Raw genomic sequence first — 24,477 nt, forward strand, 5'->3', positions numbered from 1 at the left:
GAAATAGATGTATTTACCTAACAAAAATAAGCCCAACGGCATGAATGCCATTGAGCTTATCATTAGCTAATTATAGGACGGAGAGAGAGGGATTCGAACCCTCGCACCACTTACGCAGTCTAACCCCTTAGCAGAGGGTCCCCTTATAGCCACTTGGGTATCTCTCCAAATCTGGCTCCCCGAACAGGACTCGAACCTGTGACAACTCGATTAACAGTCGAGTGCTCTACCAACTGAGCTATCAGGGAATGAACAAGTATTATTTTATTATGAAGGCGACCGTAAGTCAAGTGTATACGATTTCAACTTCCCCTTGCAATGGCCACATGCGTATTTCCGAACATCCATTTTGCGTTTGCGAAAATATTCCGTTTTACAGTTGACGCATTCCAGTCTGTACTTATAGGCTTGTTTCTGCGGAGCACGCGGCAATGAACGACAAAACCGGGTTCCTCCCACTTGCGCCAGCAATGTTTTGAAATCGTGATCCTTGTGCTGATAGCCCCGCTTTAGTATATGTAAATGATAATGGCAAAGTTCATGCTTAATGATCTTCTCAATCTCATCTCGGCCAAACGTCTCCCACTGCATCCAACTGATTTCAATATCATGGGATTTCGTAAAATAGCGCCCTCCCGTTGACCGCAATCTCCGATTAAAACGCGCCTGATGGACAAAAGGCCTTCCAAATGATGCCAGAGAGATCATCTCGATCCATTGCTGCAGTTCCTGATCCTCCATGTCTGTGCACTCCTTTGACAAGTTCTCACTTGAATTTGTACCGTATGTACCGCTATACTGTCAAGTAGAAAAGAAGAATCGTCAGCTTGCCACAGAAAGGATTGGAACAACCTTATGCCACAAATGCGATACGTCATTCTCAAGCTCGAACAACAGCTGGAATTCGTACAAATGCCCTCATCCCACGCCTATCAATTAACTGCACTCAATCAAAGGCTGCACAAAGAATTAGAGAAACTAACCGCTCAAGAAGTCCCCCAGCTTCCACGCGTTATTGCAGAATGCGATGACTTGGAACTGGTCGGTACAGCGCACACATTTACTCAAGGCTTGGATTACATCAATGGCTTAGAAAAATCCTTCGCTGGCATTCAAGAAAAATCCTACCCGCTTATTTCCTTACTAACAGAGATCCGCGCCCTTCAAGCGCAGCTGGAACAATGGTATGAAGATGAATTCGAAGGCTAACCTCCAAAAAAAGCCCAAGTAATAGAGCTCCGCATGCAGGAGGACCTGCACCCTATCGAGCAAACCTTCATATGCTATTAGTACATAGCGAGGAAGGGGATGGGCACATGCCGCAATGGCTCTGTAATCAATTAATGCGGGCCTTCCAGAATAAAAACCGCAGACAAATCCGATTGCTGAATGATAGCTGGTACTTTTACCGCACCCGCCGCTCACAAGAGGAGTGGCCTGACACCCAATCGACGGACGGACCGGGCAAACGTAAATTTTGATAAAGGAGCTGGTATCTGCGATTGCGGGTGCTGGCTTTTTTGCCTTTCGAATTGATAAAAAGTAAACATTTGTTAAATAATAGTTGCATATTCGAAATGAGCCCTATATACTGTAAATTATTGGTATACTTTTTAGAGTGAAGCACACTCGATCCAGCAGGAAATTTCTGCGGTTCGGTGTGCTTTTTCGTATTTCAACACTAGGAGGCGATAGTATGCATCGTAAAACAAGAAACTGGTTAAAGCAATTAAAAGAATTCGGCTTGATTCATCAAGTGGCAAACCAATGGCTAAGCGGACCTGAGCTGATTGAGCAGCGACAACTGTTTATGCAAAAGAAAGCTCATTCCATCCCAAGGAATTCTGTAATTGCGCTGCATGCCTGGAAGAGACACCTACCATCAGCTAAGCAAGAATCGGATTTATGGACGTCCAGAAAACAGCTGATCCTTCAACTAGCCCAGCGTCGCAATGGAAAAATCCGCTTACTGGATGTCGCTGCCGAATGCAACGTTAGTATCCGTATCGCTAGAAATTGGCTCAAACAGCTAGCGATGGAAGGCGCACTCTCCTTTGTCGCCGGCCATCGGAGTACCATGGTTTATGCGATCAAGGATGTGCGGCCGGAGCAGGAGTAAGACACATACTTTTGGGGAGGGTGATGTGGAAATTGCGGATGAGTAACTTTGGAGAGGATGATGTGGAGTTGACGGAAGAGTAATTTAGGAGAGGATGATGTGGGGTTGACGGAAGAGTAATTTAAGAGAGGATGATGTGGGGTTGACGGAAGAGTAATTTAAGAGAGGATGATGTGGAGGTCTACGGTCCTCGAAACCGTTAAAATGGCCGATTTGTCACAAATAACGCATCGTCGTTCCCAGACTAATAAAAAAGCAGCTGGCATGCTATGCTGCCAACTGCTCCTAGATCTTATTGTTGAGGCTTCTTCATGGTCAAGCCGACGCGACCTTTTTTCTCATCCACGCTGAGTACCCAGACTTGTACGATGTCGCCAACGGAGACAACATCCATCGGATGTTTGACGAAGCCATTTTTAAGCTGGGAGATGTGCACGAGCCCATCGTTCTTGATACCGATATCGACGAAAGCGCCGAAGTCGATAACGTTCCGGACCGTGCCGGTTAATTCCATACCCGGCACAAGGTCTTCGAGCTGCAGCACATCGGTGCGGAAGATCGGCGCGGGTACTTCTTCCCGCGGATCTCGCCCAGGCCGCTGCAGGCTGTCTAGGATGTCCCGTAGCGTCGGGACACCTACGCCCAGCTTAGGAGCCAGTTCCGCTGGCTCCAGCGTCTGCAGCAGCGATAGCAGCTGCTGTGAGCCCAGCTGCGCCAGTTCCAGGCGCAGCTCCTTGAACAGCCGATCCACCACGTCGTAAGACTCCGGATGGATCGGGGTGTTGTCGAGCAGGTTCCGCCCGCCCGCGATCCGCATGAACCCGACACACTGCTCGAAGGTTTTCGCGCCAAGGCGCGGAACCTTCGACAGCTCCTGTCGGGAGCTGAACTTGCCGTTCTCCTCGCGATACTTGACGATGTTCTTCGCCAGTGTCGCGTTCACGCCGGACACATACGAGAGCAGTGACGGGGACGCGGTGTTGAGGTCCACGCCGACATGGTTAACGGCCGACTCAACGACGGCCTTCAAGTTCTCGTCCAGACGTTTCTGCGAAACGTCATGCTGGTACTGCCCAACGCCGATTGCTTTCGGCTCGATCTTCACAAGCTCCGCGAGCGGGTCCTGCAGCCTCCGCGCAATCGAGATCGCGCTGCGCTCGGCGACGTCGAGCTCAGGGAACTCCGTCTGCGCCAGCTTCGACGCGGAGTATACGCTCGCCCCCGCTTCGCTCACGATCAAGTACTTCAGCTTCTGCTCCTTGATCTCGCCAATCAGCTCCGCAACAAACTGCTCCGTTTCACGGGAAGCCGTTCCATTCCCGATCACGATCAGACTCACGCCGTGTTTGCTGATCATCTGCTTGAACTTCGCCTTCGCCTCCGCCACCTTATTATTCGGTGGCGTCGGGTAGGTCACGGCGATTTCAAGCATTTTACCGGTGTCATCGATGACGGCCAGCTTACAGCCTGTCCGGTAAGCCGGATCGACACCGAGAACCACGTGCCCTTTGACCGGTGCTTGGAGCAGCAGATTACGCAGATTTTCCGCGAAAATCTTAATCGCTTGCTCCTCGCCCGCCTCTGTCATTTCTCCGCGAACTTCGCGTTCGATCGAAGGAGCCAGCAGCCTTTTATACGCATCTTCAACCACAGCACGAAGCACATCTTGCACAACCGACTGTCCTCTAATAACTTGACGCGACATAAAGTCATGAATTTTATCAGCCGCAATATCAAGTCCAACCCTCAGAACTTCCTCCCGCTCCCCACGATTAATTGCGAGAATCCGGTGAGGCGGCAGACGTTTGATAGGCTCCTGATACGCATAGTACATTTCATAAACAGTTTCCTGCTTCGCATCCTTAGCCTCGGTTCGCATAATAGCCTGATCCTGCGTGTATCTGCGCACCCATGCACGAATTTTGGCATCATCCGCGATATTCTCCGCCAGAATGTCCATCGCGCCTTGAATAGCGTCAGCAATGCTTCCTACCTGCTTCTCGGCATCTATGTAGCGCTCTGCTTCTTGCTCTAGCGAGCCTTGACGCGGCTGCTTCCAAATCCACTCCGCTAACGGCTCCAAGCCGCGCTCTTTGGCAACACTGGCTCTCGTCTTGCGCTTCTGACGGAACGGTCTGTACAGATCTTCGATTTCCTGCAGCTTTGCAGCGCCTTCAATCGATTTGCGCAGTTCATCAGTCAGCTTGCCCTGCTCATCAATCAAACGGACAACTTCAATCTTACGATCTTCTAAGTTGCGCAAGTACTGCAAACGATCTTCGATATCTCGCAGTTGATTTTCATCCAGCTCGCCTGTCATCTCTTTGCGGTAACGAGCAATAAAAGGAATCGTATTCCCTTCATCAAGCAGCTCCATCGTCGTCTTCACTTTGCCAGTAGGAAGCTGCAACTCAGCAGAGATTTGTTTCAGGATTCGTTCCCGAATCTCTGCTTTCTTTTCTTCAGAGAGAACAAGCTTCTCCTTCGCGTCTTCTTCGTACTTGTTCTTAACGTCTTTACTTTTCATCGTCTCTTCGGCATTCAAGGTCACTGTCATTCCTCACTTCTATCCCTATGTATGTACAAACCAAAAAACGAGGGGAAATTACCGCCCTCGTCCGTTCCAGATCTTATTCAAAATTCTATCAGTCCCACACTAATTTGCAAAGCGTCGTCAACCTTCCGCATCGTTTCTTCGTCCAAATGCGTAATTTTGTCCGTAAGCCGTTGCTTATCGATCGTTCTGATTTGTTCAAGCAGAATCACCGAGTCTCGATCGAAACCGTGCGTCTCCGCATCGATTTCCACATGCGTGGGAAGCTTAGCCTTCTGGATTTGAGCTGTAATCGCTGCAACAATCACGGTGGGGCTAAAGCGGTTGCCGATATCATTTTGGATCACTAGAACAGGACGAACTCCTCCCTGCTCCGACCCTACTACCGGCGAAAGATCTGCGAAAAATACATCGCCACGTTTCACAATCACTGCTTACACCCCGCTTACTAAGCGATCAAGCGTACCGTCCGCTTCTTCCTCCGCTTGAAAAGCTTCAGATGCCATGCTGAGATTTATTTTTGCCATCTCCATATACCCACGCTGCATGGATTCGCGTAGACTGCGCTTTTTGCGTTCAATTAAATACAGCTTCATTGCCTGGCGAATAAATTCGCTGCGATTGGAATTCTCCTTCTCGACAATTCCGTCCACTTCCTGCAACAGATTGTCAGGCAAACTAATCATGATCCTTTTCGTATTATGCGCATTGCTCACACTCTCGCACCCCCAGAAACGATACAAAGACAATATTACCAGTATGTCATCTTGATAACCAATTTATACAATAGATATATGCACCCAGTATATCAAATATGTTACATCACTGGATATAAGAATCTTACACCTAGTATTCGTGACCCTATTTCAAAAATCCTCTAAATGAACGATAAATTTTACATGGTAAATTATGCACGATCCTTAATAGCGATGCCGCATTAAAGGATTAATAGCATCCACACGTTCCCCGCCGCGCACATACACGCGAGCAACCCGATGCGAAATCATACAAATAACTTCATAATTAATCGTCCCCAGCTGAAGCGCCACATCCTCCACGGAAATACGCTCTCCATCCTGCTCTCCAATGAGTACAACCTCATCGAGCGCTTGCACATCTGGCACGTCAGAGACATGAATCATACATTGATCCATACAAATTCTGCCTACAATCGGAACCCTTTTTCCGCGAACCAGAACCTCGGCTTTGCCCGACAGCATACGTGAATAACCATCCGCATAGCCGATCGGCAGCGTTCCAATGCGCTCTTCACCTTGCGTATGATAAATCGTCCCATAACTTACACCCGAACCAGGGGGCAGCGTTTTGAGATGAACAATCCCCGTTTTGAGACTTAGCACAGGTTTTAACGCAATTTTGGTTTGGTCCACATCTTCTGACGGGTACAACCCATACATCGAAATTCCGAGCCGTACCATGGAATACGTTAATCCCGGCAAATCAATCGCGGCCGCGCTATTCCCAGCATGAATATAAGGAAATGCTACACCTTTATCCGTAAAATAACTCACAATCCGCTCAAAACGGCGGTATTGCTCCCATGTATACGTTTTATCCACCTCATCCGCATTCGCGTAATGAGTGAACAACCCTTCAACTTCCACATTGGTCAGCGTCAAAGCTTCCTCGATAAAAGGTATCGCATCCGCTTCCGTATGCAAGCCAAGCCGACCCATACCCGTGTCCAGTTTAATATGGATTTTCAGCTTCTTCTGATTCTGTTGTTCCTGCAGCTCTTTGAGAACATCATGACTATAAACAGCAATCGTTACATCCAGTTCGCGGGCTTTCTCCACCCCTTCTGGCGGCGTATACCCTAGAACCAGAATCGGCGCTGTAATACCGGCATTCCTTAGCTCGAGCGCTTCATCAAAAAACGCCACACCTAAGTAATCCACACCGGCCGCGATAACCTCTTTGGATACTTCAACTGCCCCGTGTCCGTATGCATCCGCTTTAACGACTGCCATCTGTTTCATTCCTGCCGGCAGTACCTTCTGAAAACCTTCAATGTTGCTTCGCAGAGCATCCAAAGAAATTTCAACCCACGTAGGACGATAAAAAGCATCCACTAGCGTTCACCTCTTTTTTCCAAATGCAATGGACAAGGGAAGGCCCGCTCCTTCCGAGCAGGACTCCCCCCTCCCTCATTTCATACCAGTCAAACTAATAAACCTATGTTAATCCGAATCACAAAAAACTGTCAACCTTGCTTTCAGCTGATTACAGACAGCACTTCTTGTATTTCTTCCCGCTACCGCACGGGCATGGATCATTCCGGCCGATTTTGTTTGTAACGGGGATAGCCTGAGGCGCAGCAGCCAGAGGAAGGCTTCCGATGAGGGGCGTTTTCTTCGGTTCTGTGGCTTCTTTTCCAGCAAAATGACGGAACACCCGGTTGCCTGCCTCCGTTGTTGCCATGACAATCGGTGTTCTTTGAAATGCGTACTTAATTTCCGATTCCGCCGGAAACGTCGCTGTGAGCAAATCAAAACGTGTCAAAATAGACACCAGACACATCAAGAACAAATCAGCACCGTATTCAACGATTTTGCCGGATCTTGTGTGCCGTTTCCACTCTTGGTCAACATTCTGATCCTGACCTACTGCCCAGTCTGCCAAAACACTTGCGATCCCTTTTCTGCCTGTCTGGTATATAGGACTACCCGCTTCATTCGTTTCTTGCAAATTCACCCACTGCACTTTGTTCCAAAGTGTATCCAAGAGGACTGCCGTCTGCTCCTGCTCTGTTAGAGCCAGATAACTTGAAAGTTGGTGGGTTGTCGAAGCTTTCTGCTTGCTATCATCTAGCAACCCCAGTTCCACCGCCACATAGAAAAAAAACTGAAACAACGGCATCTGATCTTGATTCAGTGTCGGTTTGTAGAACAGCTGCCAATTCAGCTCTTCATCAATCTCTTTCCAGAAGCTCCGCGGCAAATGCTTGCGGGCTGTCGTTAACTTCGTGTTTTTCGTCGTTTGCAGCATCGCCAAAAAAGCTTGAAAATCACTAACAATTTTGGGAACTGCGATAGTCCCATCCGTCCAAAGCCCGAGCAGCTTTTGGTTAACTGCAATAGGCTTTACTAATTGAAGCTTCACTGGTGCTACTGCTTCTTCTCGATTTAAATAAGCCGCAATATCATTGGATTGAGACCATTTGAATAGCTTTGCTTCACTATGAGCATCCATGTATTGGTCAAATCGTTCTGTAAAGTAGGCCTTATGTTTGCAAACCTCCAGCACTTCTGCACATTGGTCTGGTGATATTCTTCCATTTGCCTTAAGGAATTGCGCCCACTTTTTGATAGACGGCAGATAGCTGATAATATCAGATTTTGAGCTATTCATCATTTTACTGATATAGAAATAGCCCAGGAATTCTACAATTGCTTCACCCGTTAACGACTCGTAATCAAATTCATAGCGGATGAAAAACTCCGTCGTCAGGAAATCGATGTTACGCAAATGCTTCCGAATCGTTTCTTGTTTTAATTTACCTTCATTCGTCAATTCGTTGTTGAACAAATCTAACTCATCTTGCCAGAATTGCACTTCTTCTTCCCATGTTAAATCCGTTGTTTTTTTCATCAAAGACACTCCAATACCGGTTTACTCAAAATTACATTATACCAAAAAAACTCCCATTAGGGGGAGTTGGTTAAATCTTCTTGTTCTTACCAATTAAAATAAGGGAAGACACCTGCCCTAATTGAACAGTGCTTCCCTTTTTGAATACACTTCTATTTCCCAGACTGACCCTCAGTCGTCATCGCGACTTTAATCATTTCACTCGTAGGCAGATCACCTGTGGATAAGCGGAACTCAACCCCATCATTCGTCCAAGTGAGCGTCTTCTTCGCGTCCCCTGTGATCACACCGATCGTGAATCCTAGATCCACAATATCGCCAGGTTGCAAAGATACGGACTTGGCTTGCGGCCTTACTTCAACAATACTGAAGCTATACTTCCCTTTATATCTCAAAAGGACAGCAGCATCCTCACCTAACTTCATATCCGTGATGTCCTGCTTCACCACATCTTTGGGCAAATAGGACGGCTCAATGATACCGATCGTTTGCGGTTTGCTCGCCGCGGCATTCGACTTCGTCGTATCCGCTTTAGTCGTTGCCTTCTGACCATTTTGACCTGCTGCTTGATCGGATTGGCCGCCAGTAGCAGTCAAGTTTTTGTCTGTGACAGACTTCTCACCAGTTGCCGGATGATTCGCATCCGATAAGGCCACATCTGCCATCGTTGGCAGTGTGCTCATATTCCAGCTGGTCATATTGCGCTCCATTTGGAAATAATCCTTATCGAACTTGGCGTCGAACTCAAAATGCGAGAAACTCACCTGCACCAGCACATTTTGGTTCGCATCCGAAACTTGAACCTGCTTAGGCGCTAATGTTTTCTTATTCAGCCAAATTTTCTGGCGGGACAGCTGCTCATTCTGATAATTGGCCGCTACATCGAACACATAAGCATCATTGTCCGTTGTAAACTGACGATCCTTATCGGCGATAATGCTCTTCGCCAAAGATTGGAACAAGTACACTTGTCCTTGATTCTCCGGCCAATCGCTTTGGAATCGGAAGCTTTTCTTCAAATGCGGTGTTAGTACGAACACACCTTCCTCATTACGAAGCACAATCTGTGTGACATCCTTCGTCGCATTCGTTAGCGAAATCCGGTAAAAATGATCAGGCGAGTAAGCCACCTCAACCTGATACTCCTGCGGCTGCTGCCCTGTGTTCAGTATCATGCTACCAGAAGCCTGATAGCTGTTCGCTTTACTGATCACATGATCCAAATCCTTTACGATAGATCCTGCATCTTTCTTGCCCATCCCGCATCCTGCGAGAACCAATGCTAAGCACATCACCACTGCTACCATCCATGTGACCCGGCGCATTCGATCATCCCCTCACTCATGATTAACATCAACATAGTACATGCATATGAGGGGACTTGGCCGATTATGCAGACGAGTTGGGGCTTGGCTAAATTTAGTCGGACCGATGAAATATTTAGCATTTTCAGCGCTCATTCAGCTTGTGTACATTATTTATTCACACTTTTCTGGCACGATGGACTGTAAAGGTAAGTATCTATGAACCGGAGGAGTTTATTTTTGAATCCAAATCAAAGAATTGTACTTCAAGCCTCACGAGGAGCGGCGGCCTTTTTTGTCTTGCTGTTCCATACATCAGCCATGTCATTCAAGTACTTTCACTACGATTTTCTGGGAATCAGCGGCATCGGGCGATCCGGTGGTGTTGACTTCTTTTTCCTGCTCACAGGATTTCTGCTCTATCATACATATGGACATAAAATCGGAACTAAAATGACCGTTATTCCCTTTTTGACGAATCGACTAATCCGCATTTATCCTTTCTACTGGTTAATTACACTCATCGTCTTACCCGTTTATTTTGTGGTGCCTAGTTTTGGTTATGGCTATGAAACCTACAAAGATACAATCATCAAATCGCTCCTGCTTCTGCCTCAAACACACGGGCCTGTTCTACCTGTCGCTTGGTCGTTAAGCTATTTTGTTCTCTTTTATGTGATTTTCAGTTTTCTCATGGCCATTGGCAAAAAGCCCGCAAAAATCTTTGCAGGCTTATGGCTGCTATTAACAATCTGTCATGTCTTCCACGTTCCTATCCTTGGTGCCGATATGGATCGTCATGTGTATTTAAATTTTATTTTTAGCGAAGTTAATTTGGAATTCATTGCAGGCTGCCTACTGGCCAAATGGGTACAGCATCATAAAACTAGGTACTATACATTTTTCATTATTGTAGGGGCATTGGGTTTCTTCTTCATATGGGTCAACAACATGTACAATCTCATCATGTATCATAATTACCTGTTCTACATTATCCCAGCTGTGCTAGTGCTACTAGGCGCTTCATCCATACCAGAAAAATCACAGCTTCCAACCTGGGTACAGCATTTAAATAAATTGGGAAATGCTTCGTATACAATCTTGCTTACGCATCTCATTTTCATTTCCATTCTAATGAAATTAAGTGTTGCTACACATCTAGTGGACTATATCGGCTTCTTCTTTACTGCTTTACTTGTGGTGGCACTGACCATTCCCTTGTGTTACATCGTATACAGTCTGGCTGAAAAACAGCTAGTTGCAGGGCTCAAAAACGCTATGAATTCAAAGCCTGCTAAATCATCAGTCCCCATCTCATAATAAAAAGGCGACAACGGCTGCTTGCCAATGTCGCCTTTTATTTGACTATCCTTTCCAGACATTTTTCCATAGAAGACATACGCTCTTCCATATTACTCATGCGCCGATCCATGCTGTCCAATCGATCTCTGATGACCTTCACATCTGCACCTATCTCATTGATCCTTCCGAGCATAGCGCTTAGGAACTCACGATCTGTCAATTCAGCCATGACACAACCTCCAAGCCATAAGAAGTTTTCTTCTTTCATTATAGCTTAGATTTCGCTCAAATCCATGCTAGAAATTAATGTCCGCATCCTTCAGAAGCGGGTGCTTCCCGTCCTTATCCGACAAAATCGGATGAGCCGTGGGCCAATCAATACCAATCGCCGGGTCGCTCCACAGGATACCCCGATCATTTTCCGGAGAGTAATACTCATCCACTTTATACAGCACCTGCGTTTGAGGCTCGATCGTGCAAAAACCATGAGCAAACCCTTGAGGAACAAGCAACTGCCGCTTATTCTCCTCACTTAGCACGACCCCTACCCACTGGCCGAACGTAGCGGAGCTTTTACGAATATCAACCGCCACATCATAGATCGCCCCGCTCACAACTCGGATCAGCTTCGTTTGTGCCCTTGGATTTAACTGATAATGAAGCCCCCGCAGCACGCCTACATCCTTCGACAAAGAATGATTATCTTGGACAAAAGCAATGTCGATTCCTTGCTCGGCCATTTTCAATCGATGATAACTTTCCATAAAAAAACCCCGATGATCCCCATATACATCTGGTTCAACAATAAGCAGCCCATCCAGTTTCGTAGGTACAACCTTCATTCGCTTAATCACCTCTATTGCCAACATATGCGTCCTCCGCTCAAACTGTCTCGGACAGACACCCCATCCAAACCAAAAAGACTGCCAGGAGCTTTTCACAGCACCAGCAGCCTCTTTTATGAATCAAACCTGATTTACCACATATACACGATGCCTGCAATTATGCCGACCCAGATCAGGGAGCCGAACAGCACACCAACAATCAAGCCTTTGCCGACCGACAAATGGTCTTCTTGGTAAGCGTCTTCATGATCGAACATACCATAACCTCCCCGCATACTTAAGTATATGCATTAGTATGGGGAAGATGTTGGCGAATCATGCGGTTGCTTGGAAAAAATTTTTAATAGGCGTTCTTATTGATAAACCCGTTAATGATCGTTCTCCAAATAATTTTAATATCGAATAAAAAAGTCCAATTTTCAATGTAGAAAATATCATGCTTAATCCGTTCTTCGATCGACGTGTCACCACGCAGCCCATTGCTCTGCGCCCATCCGGTGATCCCCGGACGAATATGATGCTTCACCATGTACTTAGGAACCTCTTCCTTGAACTGTTCCACAAAATAAGGACGCTCCGGCCTCGGTCCCACAACACTCATATGCCCAAAAAGCACATTAAAAAACTGTGGCAGCTCATCCAGACTTGTTTTGCGCAGGAACGTTCCTACCTTCGTGCGACGCGGGTCGTTTTCAACCGTCCATTCCGTATTCGAGGCACTCTCTGCGAGCACGTTCATACTGCGGAACTTGTACATCATAAAACGTCTGCGATTGAGTCCAACGCGCTCCTGCTTAAAAATAATCGGCCCAGCCGAAGTCAGCTTAATCGCAATAATAGAGGCCAGCATCACCGGCATCGTAATAAGAATGGCCACGGAAGCAAAAATAATATCAAAAGCCCGCTTAAACAACCGATTCCTGAATTCATCCAATGGAATATCACGCACATTAATCAGCGGCATATCCGCAAAATTATCAAAATAAGGCCTAGACGGCAAGAAATCATAAAAATCCGGAATAATAAGCGTTTTGACACCGATTTTCTCACAAACATTAATAATGCTGCCGAACTTGCGGTGAGCATCCAAAGGTAGAGCGATAATTACTTCGTCGATGATGAGATCATTCAGAATGGATTCCAGATCATCAATTTTCCCTATAATTGGCTTATAGCTCTGGTATGTTAAATCATGTTTCTCCTGATAATCATCAAGGAAACCGACAACTTCATATCCTAACTCCGGATGCTGCTTGAGCTTCGAGTAAAATTGGCGGCCCAGGGATCCCGCACCGAGAATAAGAATGAACTGCTTGTTGTAGCCTTTTTGCCGGACGCGCTTCAGCGAAACCTTGATCATATAACGGTAGAAGCTGATGCAAAGAATATTGTTAACTAGGAACAATAACAGATAAGAACGGGAAACGTCGACCTCTTTTAAAATAAACAGAACACTTAATAGCAATAATAAACTGATGGCATGCACCTGAATAATTTTCAAAACCTCGAAGGAAAACTGCTTCCTTCTTTTGGGTGTATAAAAGTTCACCATATAACTGATCACAATAGCAATTATGGCGTAGCTTATGCTCCACATCAAATAATGCTTGAATGGCAGTGGAGGATCGAATGGAATCCATCCGCTTCTGAACTTAAGCCACCAGGAAAGTAAAAACACGAGCTGAATACATATGAAATCGGCCAGTGCATAAAGTTGGGTCAAAAAACCTTGACTCTGTCGAATCAATGGACATCACCTCGCAGGACGCAGTTTATTTCGTGCTAAAGATAGAACAAATTTCAAGCCGACGCCTAAATAGACGATGGCATTGGTCAACCAGGAATACTTCTGTCGATAATGCTTATTGTGAAACAGGATCATTGCCCTATGGAACTCATATATGATTTTAAAAGGCTTCCTACGACTGCTGGCGCCTTTGTGGTGAACAATGTGAGTGCGCGGATAGTAGTAATTCACCCAGCCCGCTTGTTTAATTCTATAACACCAATCTATATCCTCACCATACATAAAAAATTCCTCATCCAGCATGCCAACCTGCTCAATCGCTTCGCGGCGAATCAACATGAAGGCTCCAACGAGCGAATCGATGGGATATTCCTCATCCGGATTCAAGTAACCGAGCTGGTACTGGTTGAAGCGCGGCTTCTTGGGAAATAACTTCGAGAAGCCAAACGCATAGTAGAAGGATGCTGAGGGCGTCGGGAAGCCCCGCTTGCAGGCTTTGTCTAGGGAACCGTCTGGCAGGACGATTTTGCAGCCGCTGGCTCCTACAGGTGGGTTCTCGTCCATGAAATGGAGCATCGTGTCCATCGTGTCTGGTTGAACGATGGTATCGGAGTTCAAGAGCAGGACGTAGCGTCCTTTGGCGACTCGGATGCCTTGATTGTTGGCTTTGGAGAAGCCGACGTTGTCTGTGTTGGCGATAGTGACGACCTGCGGGTATTGCTCGTTGATGGCTTGGATGATGCTGTCGTTGGATGCGTTGTCGATTAGGATGATTTCGTAGTTGTATGATGTAGACGACGAAAAAACAGATTCTAAACAAGCTAGCGTCAGTTCACGTGTTTTATAATTTAGTACAATAATACTTAAATCCACTTGAAAACCTCATTTAAATTGATTTCGTTACTTTGATTATAACATGGGAGAATTAATGTGGTGAAATTTTAATTATTTTCCGTTAATTTAATCGGAATAAGGTTTTTAGTCATTGCTGTATGTTAAATACAATTTTTCTAGGATATAATTAGAATAAGAACTGGAGGTGTCTCCGTGCGAAAAATCTCACTAAGCGACATACAATCCAAGATTGCTGAAGGTCGACCAGATGTAGATTACGCAGTTAACGTCTTTCGCGGAAAAACCAGAGACCAAGGCTGGACAATGAAACGAATGAAACCCAGAGATCCTGATGAAATTAAAGCTCTTAATTATCTTGCCCGATCCCAATATCGCAAAGCTGTTCAAGAAGGAACAATTATTTACGATAAGGAAAGACGGGTGTTGACGATTGCCAAGTATATCCGCGGGGAAGATAAGCGCAAAATAGAGTAAAGGCACCTACCGAGTTTGGGTAAGTGCCTTTATTTATTCCGAAACCATCGACTGATTTCTGAAATTGTGGTTTTTTGCTTACTTCTAATTAAGGCCCTTTTTTGCCGAAGCTCCTTAAATGAATGAAAGAAACTAGACCATGCACCCAAAAGCTTAGGCTCACGTAAGAGAGCAAAACCAAAACTGAGAAATTCATAAACTAACAATGAAATGATATGTTTTAGAATCATCGAAATCCGATCATTTTTCATCATCATTTTATAACGATTTATATAGGATAAACGTCTAACAAAAAGCGGTTTGCTGCTCCGTCCGCCTTCCTTCCAGCCTCTTTCGTGATAAGCGATTGCAGAAGGTTCATAGTAAGCTTTCCAACCTAGCAACTGCGCCCGCCAAGCCACTTCCACATCTTCCTTATACGCAAAAAAATCCTCATCAAAAAACTCTCCATTTAAACTAATGTCATTAATCATTTCGCGTGAATACATCGCCGCGGCTCCTGACACGCCGAATACTTCTTCTGCTTGCATAAACTGATCGCTCGACTGATGCGCTCCGCGGTCAAAGGCTCTGCGTGCTTTGTTAATGATGAGCCCTGTGCTATCTATTTGGGTTGGATCTGCTTTGAAAAGTAGTTTTCCTGTGGCAGCGCCGGCTTGTTGATTCATAGTCAATATCTCTATGGTTCTTCGAATATAGTCTGTATCGAGAACCACATCAGGATTCAAAATAAGACAAAAATCGGAGTCCGTCATTCGTATTGCCTGATTATGACCACCAGCAAATCCATTGTTAATGGCATTACGAATAAGCGTACAATTTTGGAACCATTTTTCTAATTCGTATAATGTGCTGTCTTTAGAGGCATTATCAATCACTACGATTTCTTTAATCGGATAATATTGATTTAATACCGCTTGCAAACAATCGTCGATATGCTCGGAGCTATTGTATGTAACAATATGAACACTAACCGTTTTCATCCTTGCTCTCACCTTGCTCCTTCAAAAATGCTTTAAGTCCTTCTCGCCAAGGCCGTAAGTCATCAAATCCATTAGCAAGAATCGCTCCATGTGCCATAGCCGAATTTCTTGGTCTTGGAGCTGGCCGTGGAAATTCTTCCGTCGAGCAAGGATCAACCGTTACCTTCGAACCGCTCTCTTCAAAAATAGCGCATGCAAAATTATACCACGAACATACCCCAGAGTTAGATGCATGATAAATTCCGTACTTCTCCGTTTGCACAAGCTGACCAAGAAACAAAGCAAGATCGACCGTATAAGTCGGTGATCCGAACTGATCACTAACAACTTTCAATGAATCCCTGGTCTTCACCAGATTCAACATTGTTTTTACAAAATTAGCCCCATAAATGCCATATACCCAAGAAGTTCTCACGATAAAATACTTCGAGGACAGCGATTCTACATGCTGTTCACCGGCCCTTTTGGACTTCCCGTAGACACTTTGCGGGTTAGTCAGATCGTCTTCTTTGTAGGGGGTAACAGATATACCGTCAAAAACATAGTCCGTGCTAATATAGCAGAACTTCGCCCCAAGAGCCTCAGCCGCTAGAACAAGATTCTTCGTTCCATCTGCATTAACCATGTAAACTTTCTCTACTTCTGTTTCTGCAAGATCAACCGCTGTATAAGCCGCACTATGAATAACAACATCAGGTCTTAAGGCCATAATGACCTCTATGCATTGACTCTCATTCGTAATATCTAGTTGATCTCTTCCATAACCATGAACTTCGTGATCAGCTCCAAGTGATCTAACAACATCTTGTCCTAGCTGGCCGTTTGCTCCAGTTACTAATATTATCATTATTTAGTACCTAGTCGTGCCCCATATTGTTCATTAAAATACTTTTGATACTCACCCGTCTGAATTCGTTTCCACCAATCCTGATTTTCCAAATACCACCGAATAGTTTCATGTATGCCTGTTTCAAAATTATGCTTAGGCTTCCATCCAAGCTCATTCGTAATCTTCGTTGCATCAATCCCATAGCGGCGGTCATGCCCTGGACGATCTTTTACGAATTGCATCAATGACTCTGGTTTACCCAGCTCCCGAAGAATCGTTTGTATGATTTGAATGTTGGTTCTCTCGTTATTTCCACCGATGTTATAAACTTCTCCATTAACGCCTTTATGCAAAACAAGATCGATCGCGCTGCAATGATCCTCGACATATAACCAATCTCTAATATTAAGGCCGTCACCGTAAACAGGGAGAGATTTATCGTTTAAAGCATTCGCAATCATTAACGGAATTAACTTCTCAGGAAATTGATAAGGTCCGTAGTTATTTGAACAACGAGTGATATTGATTGGCAATCCAAATGTCTCATGGTAAGCACGTACCAAAAGGTCAGATCCCGCTTTGCTAGCTGAGTACGGACTATTCGGTGCTAAAGGTGTTTCTTCCGTAAAAAAGCCAGTCTCGCCAAGTGAGCCGTAGACTTCATCTGTGGACACATGAACAAACTTCTTAACTGCATGCTTTCTAGCTGCTTCCAGTAAAACTTGTGTACCTAAGACATTGGTTTTCACAAAAATATCCGGCTCAAGGATGCTACGGTCCACATGGGATTCAGCAGCGAAATGAACGACCCTATCGATTCCCTGAGCGAAAATGCTGCTTACTAACTCTTCATTTGTGATGTCACCTTTAATGAAAGTGTACTGGCTATTTTCCTGAATGGATGTTAGGTTCTCTAAATTTCCCGCGTAAGTCAGAGCATCGAGATTAATGATTTGATAGTTCGGATATCGGTCAAGCATATAATGTACGAAGTTGCTGCCTATAAAGCCGGCCCCGCCAGTGATTAGCACTCTCATGATTGTATAGCTCCCATGTAAAAGTTTATTTCCGCATCCTTGAGGAGCGGGTGCTTTTGATCTTTGTCGGAAAGAATAGGCTTAGATGTTGGCCAATCAATTCCAAGCGCAGGATCACTCCAAAGTATGCCCCTATCGTGTTCAGGTGAGTAATACTCATCTACTTTATAGAGAACTTGCGTATTAGGCACAATCGTATAAAAACCATGTGCAAAACCTTGAGGAACAAGGAGTTGCCGCTTGTTGGCTTCACTAAGGATAACTCCCACCCATTGACCAAACGTGGAGGATTCTTTGCGGATGTCTACCGCTACATCGTAAATTGCACCAGCAGTTACTCGAACAAGCTTCGTCTGTGCCTTGGGATTCAACTGATAATGCAGCCCCCGCAACACACCTGTTTCCACGGATAAAGAATGATTGTCTTGAATGAAAGGGAAATCAATGCCTAGTTCTGCAAACTTTGCACTGCTATAGCTTTCCATAAAAAAGCCCCGATTGTCACCGTGGACATCGGGTTCTATAATGAATAGTCCTTCTAGCTTAGTTGTTAAGATGTTCATCGGTTTTTACACCTCTTACAGTTTGAGTTTTCCAAAATCATCTCCGAAATACAAATCTTTCGCCAATCCATTGGCTTTTGATAATGAAGCATGTGTACCTGCATCGGTCCACCAACCTTGAAGAACATCGTAAGTCAGTTCATTTTTTTCAATGTATGCGTTATTAACATCTGTGATCTCAAGCTCGCCGCGTCCTGATGGCTTCAGTGTCTTAACTATCTTAAATACAGAACTGTCATACATATAGATCCCAGTTACCGCGTAGCTGCTTTTAGGTTGTTTAGGCTTTTCTTCAATAGAGATAATCTTGTCTCCCTGCAACTCTGGAACACCATATCTTTGTGGGTCTTGAACTTCTTGAATAAGGATTTTCGCCCCATTGTGTTGAACCCTAAAGTTGTTTACAAATGGAACGATACTTTCTTCAAATATGTTATCACCTAAAATAACGACCATCTGATCATTTCCTACAAAGTGTTCAGCGAGATCTAGTGCTTGAGCAATACCACCAGCTTCATCCTGAACCTTATACGTGAAAGTTACCCCCATCTCTCGGCCGCTCCCCAATAGATTCACTACGTCGCCCATATGCTCTTTGCCAGTGACGATGAGAATATCGTTGATATCAGCTTCTTTAAGCTTGGCCACAGCGTGGAAGATCATAGGGTACTTACCGACAGGAAGTAAATGTTTGTTTGTTACTTTTGTTAATGGGAACAGTCGAGAACCTGTTCCCCCTGCTAAAATAATACCTTTCATATGACCTCCAAAATAAATTACTTTTTAATCTGATGTTGATATCGCTACCTCATTTTTTGCTAAATTATACAATAAATTAAGTTGATTCTTCTCGAAATTTATTCTTTCTTTCTCAATTACTAGCGGCCGTTTTAAAACCTGAGTATGAATAGAACCAATGTATTCGCCAATAATACCTATAAAAAATAATTGCACAGATGAAAAGAAAAAAAGACCGATTACGAGTGGAGCAACACCTACAGAGAAATAATTCCAAAAAAACATTTTGGCCAAAAAATAAATAATTGCTACAAGTAAACTAATTGCTGACATAGCAAATCCAAGCATTGCAGCTAAGCGTAACGGAACTTTTGAATGATTAGTTATACCTAACATTGCAATATCATACAAAGTATAGAAATTATTTTTAGTTATTCCTCTCTTTCTTACAGGTTGAATATATTCTATTTTATAACTCTCAAAACCAATATCAGATATGAGACCTCTGAAATATGGGTAAGGATCATCAATACCCCTTAATATTTCAATGACTTTTTTATCGTACAATCCAAATCCAGTATTATTTTTCGTTAGATCTATTTCGGAAACACGATTTATAAAATTGTAATACATTTTTCGTATTGCAAACATGATAGATGATTCTTCGCTTTGAGACTTAACCCCAAGTACAACTTTATAACCTTCTTCCCATTTCACGAGAAAATCTTTAATCATTGTCGGAGGATCTTGTAAATCAGCAACTAATAGTATTACAGCTTCACCAGTTGCTTGGAGCAAAGCATGATAAGGAGATCGAATATGTCCGAAATTCCTAGAATTTACAATAATTTTGACATTTGGATCAGTTGATGCAAGTTTCTTCAAAATAGATACCGTTTTATCTTTCGATGCATTATCAATAAATATATGCTCATATTCATAATCAGAAAAATTATCAAAAACTGCTTTTACTTGTTTGTATAATTCTTCAACATTATCTTGTTCATTATAGCAAGGTGTAACAATGCTTATAAGTTTCATTATTGCATCACCTCATTATCTTGAATCAGTGCTAAGATTGCATCTAAAAAACCTGAATCAAAAATAAATTTTTCTCGCAAATAAGAATGACTTCCTACATAGTGGGAATATTCATCCTTGATACCAAACCTTTTAAAAGGAACCGCTTTTCCACTTTCTGCAATTACTTCTGAAACAGCACTTCCTAACCCGCCTATAATGTTATGCTCTTCTAAAGTGATTATTGGAATACTTGTATTAATTAACCTAGTAATAACTTCTAAATCTAGAGGCTTAATTGTTGCTACACTTATTAAAGTAGCACTTTTTCCATATTCAATATCTAATTTTTTTACTATATCAGATCCAGCTTCAAGCATATTACTTGTTGTTAGAATCGCTACATCTTTTCCCGCAACAACTTCAATTGCTTTACCAATTTGAACACGTGTCTGTTCATTATGAATTTTGGGTTCGCCGTTTTTTCCTAAACGAATATACATCGGTCCTTGATAGGTCACGCTTTGTCTAATAATCTCTCTAACTTCAATTGGATCTCCTGGGCAACATACGGTCATATTAGGCAGTGCTCTCATAATAGCTATATCTTCAATTGAATGATGAGTAGCCCCTGCTGGACCATAAGAAAGACCAGCTCCCACTCCAACTAGTCTTACGTTAGTCATCATATATGCAACATCAACACGTACTTGTTCAAAACATCGCATTGTAACAAAAGGAACGATACTATAAACATAAACAATTTTACCAGACAAAGCTAACCCAGCTGCTATACCAACCGCATTCTGTTCAGCTATCCCAACATTTATAAGCCTGTCAGGAAATAGTTCACCGAACCTTTCCAATACGGAAAATCCTAAATCGGGTGTTATTATATAAATATTTTCGTTCAATTTTGCTTCTTCCACTAGAGTATCAATAAAAGTATTTCTCATACTATTCTCCCAATTCCTTTAAAGCCATTTTTAACTGCTCATCACTCGGAGATTTGTAATGCCATTCTAACCTATCTTCCATATATGAAACGCCTTTACCTTTAATTGTATGTGCTATAATAACTTTAGGTTTTAATGCTTTATGATTTAAACCTTGCTCAATCGCTTCATGATTATGTCCATCAATTTCAATCACATGCCAGCCAAAAGATTCCCATCGTTTTGACATGTTTTCTTGATTTACAACCTCATTCGTTCTTCCAAAACTTTGAAGCTTATTGTAATCAACAATAGCTGTTAAATTAGTTAAATTGGCAGATGAAGCATACATAATCCCTTCCCAGACGGATCCTTCGTTACATTCTCCGTCTCCTAATAAAACAATTACTTCACCTGCAATATTGCTACTTCTATTAGCATAAGCCATGCCAATCCCAATTGACAAACCATGTCCTAATGAACCTGCTGAACTTTCAATTCCAGGCACAGCTGTCATATCCAAATGCCCAGGTAAGATACCATCATCAACATAATATTTATTTAAATATTCCTTTGGAAAGAAGCCCCGTTCTGCTAGCGTAGCATATAAAGCAGCTCCTCCATGACCTTTACTAAGAATAAATTTATCTCTGCCTTCTAATTTAGGATTTGTAGGATCAATTCTCAAAAACTTGAAATATAACACAGCTAGAATATCTACCATGGATAAGCATGTACCAACATGAGATGATTTTGAATAATGTACCATGTGCAATATCGATTTTCTTATGTTTTTTGATATATCGTTCATATAATCCCTCTTTAATCAATCGAAATTAACGATTTTAATTTAGAAATATCTGCAACCCACGACTTAGGTTCATTTGCTCTAGATGTAGCCTCGCCCCATATTGGTATGATATTTTCTTTATCTAGTTCTTTTGCAATCTGATAATAAAAATCCTCAATGTTAGACTGCTTGCCGGATCCTACATTTATTATATCACCAGATTGGTAATTGACTTTCAGAATTTCAAGATAAATATTAATTACATTAGAAATTGGGATGAAATCTCTAACGGAATAAGGTCTTGATAACCGTGGCGATTCGTTTTTCATCAATGAGCTCTTAATACTTGGATATAATCTTGAGTCATCTTCATAATCCCCGTATGGTGAGAAAAGCCTCAAAGTACATGTTTTCAGGTTCGTTTGCTGTCTTCCAATCATACTGCAATAATTTGTTGCGGCAAGTTTCGTTATACCATAAAAATTAACTGGTTCACAGTAGTCAGATTCTTTCATAGGTGCATCTTTTATTCCATACTCTGAGGAACTCCCCGTGTTAATAAATTGCTTCACATCATATTTTACTGAGAGGTCTATAAGAGTCATTGTTGCAATCAAATTTGATTTAATGGTTTGCTGAGTATCCACTTGGCCTGGAAATCCTCCATATGTCGCAACATGATAGACATAGTCAGGATTTATTTCCACAAATGCTTCCTCCACGTGTTTTGTATCATCTAAGTCTGAATTAAATATTTTATGAAATTTATGCATAATGTCTTTAATTCGCCAGATATCGGAGCTTTTTCTTATGATTATTGAAACATTAGTGTTAGGCTGTTCAACTAATTCTCTAACTAAATTTGCTCCTACAAATCCAGTTGAACCTGTTACGAGAATATTCCACATATACTTCCTCTCATTCTTTAACTTTACAATATGAATTTATCTGATTTATACAAATATCCATAATAGAACCATTCTCTCTATAAGAATGGGTCCATTCAATAATCTTACTTAATGCTTCTTCCAAACTCCATCTTGGTTTCCATTCAAGCTGCATTTTTGCTTTTGAACAATCAAGTTTTAGATATTGCGCCTCATGTGGATGATATCCCTTGTCAATAACATAAGTGGCTTCATTTCCCCACATAGAGCATATTTTTTCTACTATCCATTTTACTGACTTTGCATCCTCATCCTCAGGACCAAAATTCCATGCTTCCGCATATTTCTCCCCATAATTATACAAATTTTGAGCAAGTAATAAATAACCACTAAGAGGCTCCAATACATGCTGCCAAGGTCTAATCGAATTTGGGTTTCGAATAAGGATAGTTTCATTATTGGTAAGAGATTTAAGGCAATCAGGAATTAACCGATCAACAGCCCAATCTCCTCCACCAATCACATTTCCTGCACGCGCAGAAGCAATAAAAGTAGAACCCTTTGCAAAATAAGAATTTCTATATGAACTTGTTACCAATTCCGAACATGCTTTACTACTCGAATACGGATCATGACCACCTAATGGCTCATTTTCGCGATAACCCCAAACCCATTCCTTGTTTTCATAACATTTATCTGTAGTGACATTGACAATTGCTTTAACATTGGAAAACTGCCTCGCAGCCTCTAATAAGTTGGCAGTTCCCATAACATTTACTTCATAAGTTGCTAAGGGATTGATATAGGATTCTCTTACCAAGGGTTGAGCAGCCATATGAAATATTATTTCTGGGTTAACATCTTCAATTACTTTCTTGACTTTTGCAAAATCTCGGATATCACCTATATTTGAGTTTATAATGCTGGATAATTTAGATACTTTGAATAATGATGGATTTGTTGGCGCTTCTAAGGAATATCCTGAAACATTTGCCCCCAACAGATTAAGCCAAATACTCATCCAAGAACCCTTAAATCCAGTATGACCAGTAACTAACACCCTTTTGTTTGCCCAAAAATTTGAGTTTGTCATCATTACCATTTTCTCCATGGAGCCTTTTTGCTCTTCCATAAATCTTCCAAATAATTTTTATCACGAAGGGTATCCATCGGGTGCCAAAACCCTTCGTGTTTATATGCCATTAATTCACCTGCACTCGCCACTTTCTCAAGAGGTTCTTTTTCTAATATTAGTGAATCATCACCCTCTAAATAGTTAAAAAATTCAGGTTGAAAAACAAAAAATCCAGCATTGATCCAAGAACCATCACCCTTAGGTTTTTCTTGAAAACCTTTGACACTATCATTTTGAGACAGATCCAATGCACCAAAACGTCCACTTGGCTGAACTGAAGTTACTGTTGCAATTCTTCCATGGAGTTTATGGAAATTAACTAGTTCAGCAATATTAACATCTGAGACTCCATCACCATAAGTAAGCATGAACGGCTCGTTTTCTGTATAGTCTTTAATACGCTTTATTCTTCCACCTGTCATTGTATCAAGACCTGTATTTACTAATGTTACTTTCCAGGGCTCTGCTGAATGCTGATGAGTTATAAAATGATTATCATTTCTAAAATCAAATGTCACATCAGATTCATGTAGAAAATAGTGCGCAAAATATTCTTTAATGAAAAATCCTTTATAACCCAAGCATATAATAAAATCATTAAACCCATAAGATGAATATTGCTTCATAATATGCCATAAAATTGGTCTTTCCCCGATTTCAATCATAGGTTTTGGTTTTAGGTGTGATTCCTCACTTATTCTTGTACCATATCCACCAGCTAATATGACTACTTTCATATGTGTTGCCC

Annotated in this window: 28 protein-coding genes and 2 tRNA genes; 5 read left to right on the top strand and 25 right to left on the bottom strand. The window is 42.7% G+C overall.

Annotated elements, in window-relative coordinates; translation table 11 throughout:
* Positions 1-78: 78 nt before the first annotated feature.
* The 3 genes from IEY34_RS07845 to IEY34_RS07855 all read right to left on the bottom strand — a co-directional run bounded on the left by IEY34_RS07845 (position 79) and on the right by IEY34_RS07855 (position 741).
* Positions 79-167, bottom strand: a tRNA-Ser gene (locus IEY34_RS07845).
* 5 nt (positions 168-172) lie between these two features.
* Positions 173-248 (bottom strand) — tRNA-Asn (locus tag IEY34_RS07850).
* Positions 249-267: 19 nt separating this feature from the next.
* On the bottom strand, positions 268-741 hold the full coding sequence (locus IEY34_RS07855) for a SprT family protein (protein WP_189010003.1): 474 nt from the start codon (positions 739-741) through the stop codon (positions 268-270).
* A gap of 114 nt (positions 742-855) precedes the next feature.
* Between IEY34_RS07855 and IEY34_RS07860 the strand changes: the two genes are divergently transcribed.
* From IEY34_RS07860 to IEY34_RS07870, 3 genes are all read left to right on the top strand, one after another.
* Complete coding sequence (locus IEY34_RS07860; RefSeq protein WP_189010005.1) at positions 856-1,209, top strand: hydrolase/acyltransferase; 354 nt, start codon at positions 856-858, stop codon at positions 1,207-1,209.
* Between the two features lie 107 nt (positions 1,210-1,316).
* Positions 1,317-1,481 carry a cortex morphogenetic protein CmpA gene (cmpA, locus tag IEY34_RS07865; RefSeq protein WP_090818813.1) on the top strand — a complete coding sequence of 55 codons (165 nt, stop codon included), beginning with the start codon at positions 1,317-1,319 and terminating at the stop codon, positions 1,479-1,481.
* 215 nt (positions 1,482-1,696) lie between these two features.
* Positions 1,697-2,119 (top strand): hypothetical protein, encoded by a 423-nt coding sequence (locus tag IEY34_RS07870; protein ID WP_189010007.1) that lies wholly within the window; start codon positions 1,697-1,699, stop codon positions 2,117-2,119.
* Positions 2,120-2,411: 292 nt separating this feature from the next.
* Here the strand turns inward: IEY34_RS07870 and IEY34_RS07875 are convergent, their stop codons facing one another.
* The 6 genes from IEY34_RS07875 to IEY34_RS07900 all read right to left on the bottom strand — a co-directional run bounded on the left by IEY34_RS07875 (position 2,412) and on the right by IEY34_RS07900 (position 9,610).
* Positions 2,412-4,676 (bottom strand): Tex family protein, encoded by a 2,265-nt coding sequence (locus IEY34_RS07875; RefSeq protein ID WP_373291188.1) that lies wholly within the window; start codon positions 4,674-4,676, stop codon positions 2,412-2,414.
* Between the two features lie 77 nt (positions 4,677-4,753).
* Positions 4,754-5,104 carry a type II toxin-antitoxin system PemK/MazF family toxin gene (locus IEY34_RS07880; protein WP_028553893.1) on the bottom strand — a complete coding sequence of 117 codons (351 nt, stop codon included), beginning with the start codon at positions 5,102-5,104 and terminating at the stop codon, positions 4,754-4,756.
* Between the two features lie 3 nt (positions 5,105-5,107).
* Entirely contained in the window at positions 5,108-5,389 is a 282-nt protein-coding gene (locus IEY34_RS07885) for a CopG family ribbon-helix-helix protein (protein ID WP_028553892.1), read from the bottom strand.
* 204 nt (positions 5,390-5,593) lie between these two features.
* A complete protein-coding gene (gene alr / locus IEY34_RS07890) occupies positions 5,594-6,766 on the bottom strand; it encodes an alanine racemase (protein WP_189010009.1) in 1,173 nt (390 codons plus the stop codon).
* A 151-nt stretch (positions 6,767-6,917) separates the two neighbouring features.
* Positions 6,918-8,285 (bottom strand): YecA family protein, encoded by a 1,368-nt coding sequence (locus IEY34_RS36600; protein WP_229757513.1) that lies wholly within the window; start codon positions 8,283-8,285, stop codon positions 6,918-6,920.
* Between the two features lie 152 nt (positions 8,286-8,437).
* A complete protein-coding gene (locus IEY34_RS07900) occupies positions 8,438-9,610 on the bottom strand; it encodes an outer membrane lipoprotein-sorting protein (protein WP_189010011.1) in 1,173 nt (390 codons plus the stop codon).
* A 219-nt stretch (positions 9,611-9,829) separates the two neighbouring features.
* Between IEY34_RS07900 and IEY34_RS07905 the strand changes: the two genes are divergently transcribed.
* The gene (locus IEY34_RS07905) at positions 9,830-10,909 is read left to right on the top strand and encodes an acyltransferase family protein (protein WP_189010013.1); all 1,080 of its coding nucleotides are present in this window, start codon (positions 9,830-9,832) and stop codon (positions 10,907-10,909) included.
* A 37-nt stretch (positions 10,910-10,946) separates the two neighbouring features.
* Here the strand turns inward: IEY34_RS07905 and IEY34_RS07910 are convergent, their stop codons facing one another.
* From IEY34_RS07910 to IEY34_RS07925, 5 genes are all read right to left on the bottom strand, one after another.
* Positions 10,947-11,120, bottom strand: a complete 174-nt coding sequence (locus IEY34_RS07910; RefSeq protein WP_189010015.1) for a hypothetical protein — start codon at positions 11,118-11,120, stop codon at positions 10,947-10,949.
* A 67-nt stretch (positions 11,121-11,187) separates the two neighbouring features.
* A complete protein-coding gene (rfbC, locus tag IEY34_RS07915) occupies positions 11,188-11,733 on the bottom strand; it encodes a dTDP-4-dehydrorhamnose 3,5-epimerase (protein ID WP_189010141.1) in 546 nt (181 codons plus the stop codon).
* Positions 11,734-11,867: 134 nt separating this feature from the next.
* A complete protein-coding gene (locus IEY34_RS37255) occupies positions 11,868-11,993 on the bottom strand; it encodes a hypothetical protein (RefSeq protein ID WP_268240111.1) in 126 nt (41 codons plus the stop codon).
* Positions 11,994-12,076: 83 nt separating this feature from the next.
* Positions 12,077-13,483, bottom strand: a complete 1,407-nt coding sequence (locus IEY34_RS07920; RefSeq protein ID WP_189010026.1) for an undecaprenyl-phosphate glucose phosphotransferase — start codon at positions 13,481-13,483, stop codon at positions 12,077-12,079.
* A gap of 6 nt (positions 13,484-13,489) precedes the next feature.
* Positions 13,490-14,356 (bottom strand): glycosyltransferase family 2 protein, encoded by an 867-nt coding sequence (locus tag IEY34_RS07925; RefSeq protein WP_189010028.1) that lies wholly within the window; start codon positions 14,354-14,356, stop codon positions 13,490-13,492.
* Between the two features lie 174 nt (positions 14,357-14,530).
* Here IEY34_RS07925 and IEY34_RS07930 point away from each other — a divergent pair, with 174 nt between their 5' ends.
* Positions 14,531-14,812 (top strand): hypothetical protein, encoded by a 282-nt coding sequence (locus IEY34_RS07930; RefSeq protein WP_189010030.1) that lies wholly within the window; start codon positions 14,531-14,533, stop codon positions 14,810-14,812.
* 29 nt (positions 14,813-14,841) lie between these two features.
* Here the strand turns inward: IEY34_RS07930 and IEY34_RS07935 are convergent, their stop codons facing one another.
* Genes IEY34_RS07935 through rfbF form a run of 11 tightly spaced genes read right to left on the bottom strand, consistent with a single transcriptional unit; the run spans position 14,842 to position 24,466 of the window.
* On the bottom strand, positions 14,842-15,795 hold the full coding sequence (locus IEY34_RS07935; protein WP_189010032.1) for a glycosyltransferase family 2 protein: 954 nt from the start codon (positions 15,793-15,795) through the stop codon (positions 14,842-14,844).
* On the bottom strand, positions 15,782-16,642 hold the full coding sequence (gene rfbD / locus IEY34_RS07940) for a dTDP-4-dehydrorhamnose reductase (protein WP_189010034.1): 861 nt from the start codon (positions 16,640-16,642) through the stop codon (positions 15,782-15,784). The genes IEY34_RS07935 and rfbD overlap by 14 nt, the downstream gene beginning before the upstream one ends.
* Entirely contained in the window at positions 16,642-17,661 is a 1,020-nt protein-coding gene (gene rfbB / locus IEY34_RS07945; RefSeq protein WP_189010036.1) for a dTDP-glucose 4,6-dehydratase, read from the bottom strand. Before rfbB ends, rfbD begins: the two co-directional genes overlap by 1 nt.
* Positions 17,658-18,224: a dTDP-4-dehydrorhamnose 3,5-epimerase gene (gene rfbC, locus IEY34_RS07950; protein ID WP_189010038.1), complete on the bottom strand. Its 567-nt coding sequence runs from the start codon at positions 18,222-18,224 to the stop codon at positions 17,658-17,660. The genes rfbB and rfbC (IEY34_RS07950) overlap by 4 nt, the downstream gene beginning before the upstream one ends.
* A 15-nt stretch (positions 18,225-18,239) precedes the next feature.
* Positions 18,240-18,983 carry a sugar phosphate nucleotidyltransferase gene (locus IEY34_RS07955; protein WP_189010041.1) on the bottom strand — a complete coding sequence of 248 codons (744 nt, stop codon included), beginning with the start codon at positions 18,981-18,983 and terminating at the stop codon, positions 18,240-18,242.
* A 24-nt stretch (positions 18,984-19,007) separates the two neighbouring features.
* Complete coding sequence (locus tag IEY34_RS07960) at positions 19,008-20,003, bottom strand: glycosyltransferase family 2 protein (protein ID WP_189010043.1); 996 nt, start codon at positions 20,001-20,003, stop codon at positions 19,008-19,010.
* A complete protein-coding gene (locus IEY34_RS07965) occupies positions 20,003-20,938 on the bottom strand; it encodes a transketolase family protein (RefSeq protein ID WP_189010045.1) in 936 nt (311 codons plus the stop codon). The genes IEY34_RS07960 and IEY34_RS07965 overlap by 1 nt, the downstream gene beginning before the upstream one ends.
* Before the next feature lies 1 nt (position 20,939).
* Positions 20,940-21,728 (bottom strand): transketolase, encoded by a 789-nt coding sequence (locus IEY34_RS07970; protein ID WP_189010047.1) that lies wholly within the window; start codon positions 21,726-21,728, stop codon positions 20,940-20,942.
* An 11-nt stretch (positions 21,729-21,739) separates the two neighbouring features.
* Positions 21,740-22,615: an NAD-dependent epimerase/dehydratase family protein gene (locus IEY34_RS07975; protein ID WP_189010049.1), complete on the bottom strand. Its 876-nt coding sequence runs from the start codon at positions 22,613-22,615 to the stop codon at positions 21,740-21,742.
* Between the two features lie 10 nt (positions 22,616-22,625).
* Entirely contained in the window at positions 22,626-23,726 is a 1,101-nt protein-coding gene (gene rfbG / locus IEY34_RS07980; protein ID WP_229757514.1) for a CDP-glucose 4,6-dehydratase, read from the bottom strand.
* Complete coding sequence (rfbF, locus tag IEY34_RS07985) at positions 23,690-24,466, bottom strand: glucose-1-phosphate cytidylyltransferase (RefSeq protein ID WP_189010051.1); 777 nt, start codon at positions 24,464-24,466, stop codon at positions 23,690-23,692. Before rfbF ends, rfbG begins: the two co-directional genes overlap by 37 nt.
* Positions 24,467-24,477 lie beyond the last annotated feature (11 nt).

Source organism: Paenibacillus marchantiophytorum, from assembly GCF_014640555.1.
GTDB lineage: Bacteria > Bacillota > Bacilli > Paenibacillales > NBRC-103111 > Paenibacillus_E > Paenibacillus_E marchantiophytorum.

Coding starts and splice junctions, on each gene's coding strand:
- IEY34_RS07855 (WP_189010003.1), bottom strand. CDS start 741: ATGGAGGATCAGGAACTGCAGCAATGGATCGAGATGATCTCTCTGGCA.
- IEY34_RS07860 (WP_189010005.1), top strand. CDS start 856: ATGCCACAAATGCGATACGTCATTCTCAAGCTCGAACAACAGCTGGAA.
- cmpA (WP_090818813.1), top strand. CDS start 1,317: ATGCCGCAATGGCTCTGTAATCAATTAATGCGGGCCTTCCAGAATAAA.
- IEY34_RS07870 (WP_189010007.1), top strand. CDS start 1,697: ATGCATCGTAAAACAAGAAACTGGTTAAAGCAATTAAAAGAATTCGGC.
- IEY34_RS07875 (WP_373291188.1), bottom strand. CDS start 4,676: ATGACAGTGACCTTGAATGCCGAAGAGACGATGAAAAGTAAAGACGTT.
- IEY34_RS36600 (WP_229757513.1), bottom strand. CDS start 8,285: ATGAAAAAAACAACGGATTTAACATGGGAAGAAGAAGTGCAATTCTGG.
- IEY34_RS07900 (WP_189010011.1), bottom strand. CDS start 9,610: ATGCGCCGGGTCACATGGATGGTAGCAGTGGTGATGTGCTTAGCATTG.
- IEY34_RS07910 (WP_189010015.1), bottom strand. CDS start 11,120: ATGGCTGAATTGACAGATCGTGAGTTCCTAAGCGCTATGCTCGGAAGG.
- rfbC (WP_189010141.1), bottom strand. CDS start 11,733: ATGAAGGTTGTACCTACGAAACTGGATGGGCTGCTTATTGTTGAACCA.
- IEY34_RS37255 (WP_268240111.1), bottom strand. CDS start 11,993: ATGTTCGATCATGAAGACGCTTACCAAGAAGACCATTTGTCGGTCGGC.
- IEY34_RS07935 (WP_189010032.1), bottom strand. CDS start 15,795: ATGAAAACGGTTAGTGTTCATATTGTTACATACAATAGCTCCGAGCAT.
- rfbD (WP_189010034.1), bottom strand. CDS start 16,642: ATGATAATATTAGTAACTGGAGCAAACGGCCAGCTAGGACAAGATGTT.
- rfbB (WP_189010036.1), bottom strand. CDS start 17,661: ATGAGAGTGCTAATCACTGGCGGGGCCGGCTTTATAGGCAGCAACTTC.
- rfbC (WP_189010038.1), bottom strand. CDS start 18,224: ATGAACATCTTAACAACTAAGCTAGAAGGACTATTCATTATAGAACCC.
- IEY34_RS07955 (WP_189010041.1), bottom strand. CDS start 18,983: ATGAAAGGTATTATTTTAGCAGGGGGAACAGGTTCTCGACTGTTCCCA.
- IEY34_RS07960 (WP_189010043.1), bottom strand. CDS start 20,003: ATGAAACTTATAAGCATTGTTACACCTTGCTATAATGAACAAGATAAT.
- IEY34_RS07965 (WP_189010045.1), bottom strand. CDS start 20,938: ATGAGAAATACTTTTATTGATACTCTAGTGGAAGAAGCAAAATTGAAC.
- IEY34_RS07970 (WP_189010047.1), bottom strand. CDS start 21,728: ATGAACGATATATCAAAAAACATAAGAAAATCGATATTGCACATGGTA.
- IEY34_RS07975 (WP_189010049.1), bottom strand. CDS start 22,615: ATGTGGAATATTCTCGTAACAGGTTCAACTGGATTTGTAGGAGCAAAT.
- rfbG (WP_229757514.1), bottom strand. CDS start 23,726: ATGGAAGAGCAAAAAGGCTCCATGGAGAAAATGGTAATGATGACAAAC.
- rfbF (WP_189010051.1), bottom strand. CDS start 24,466: ATGAAAGTAGTCATATTAGCTGGTGGATATGGTACAAGAATAAGTGAG.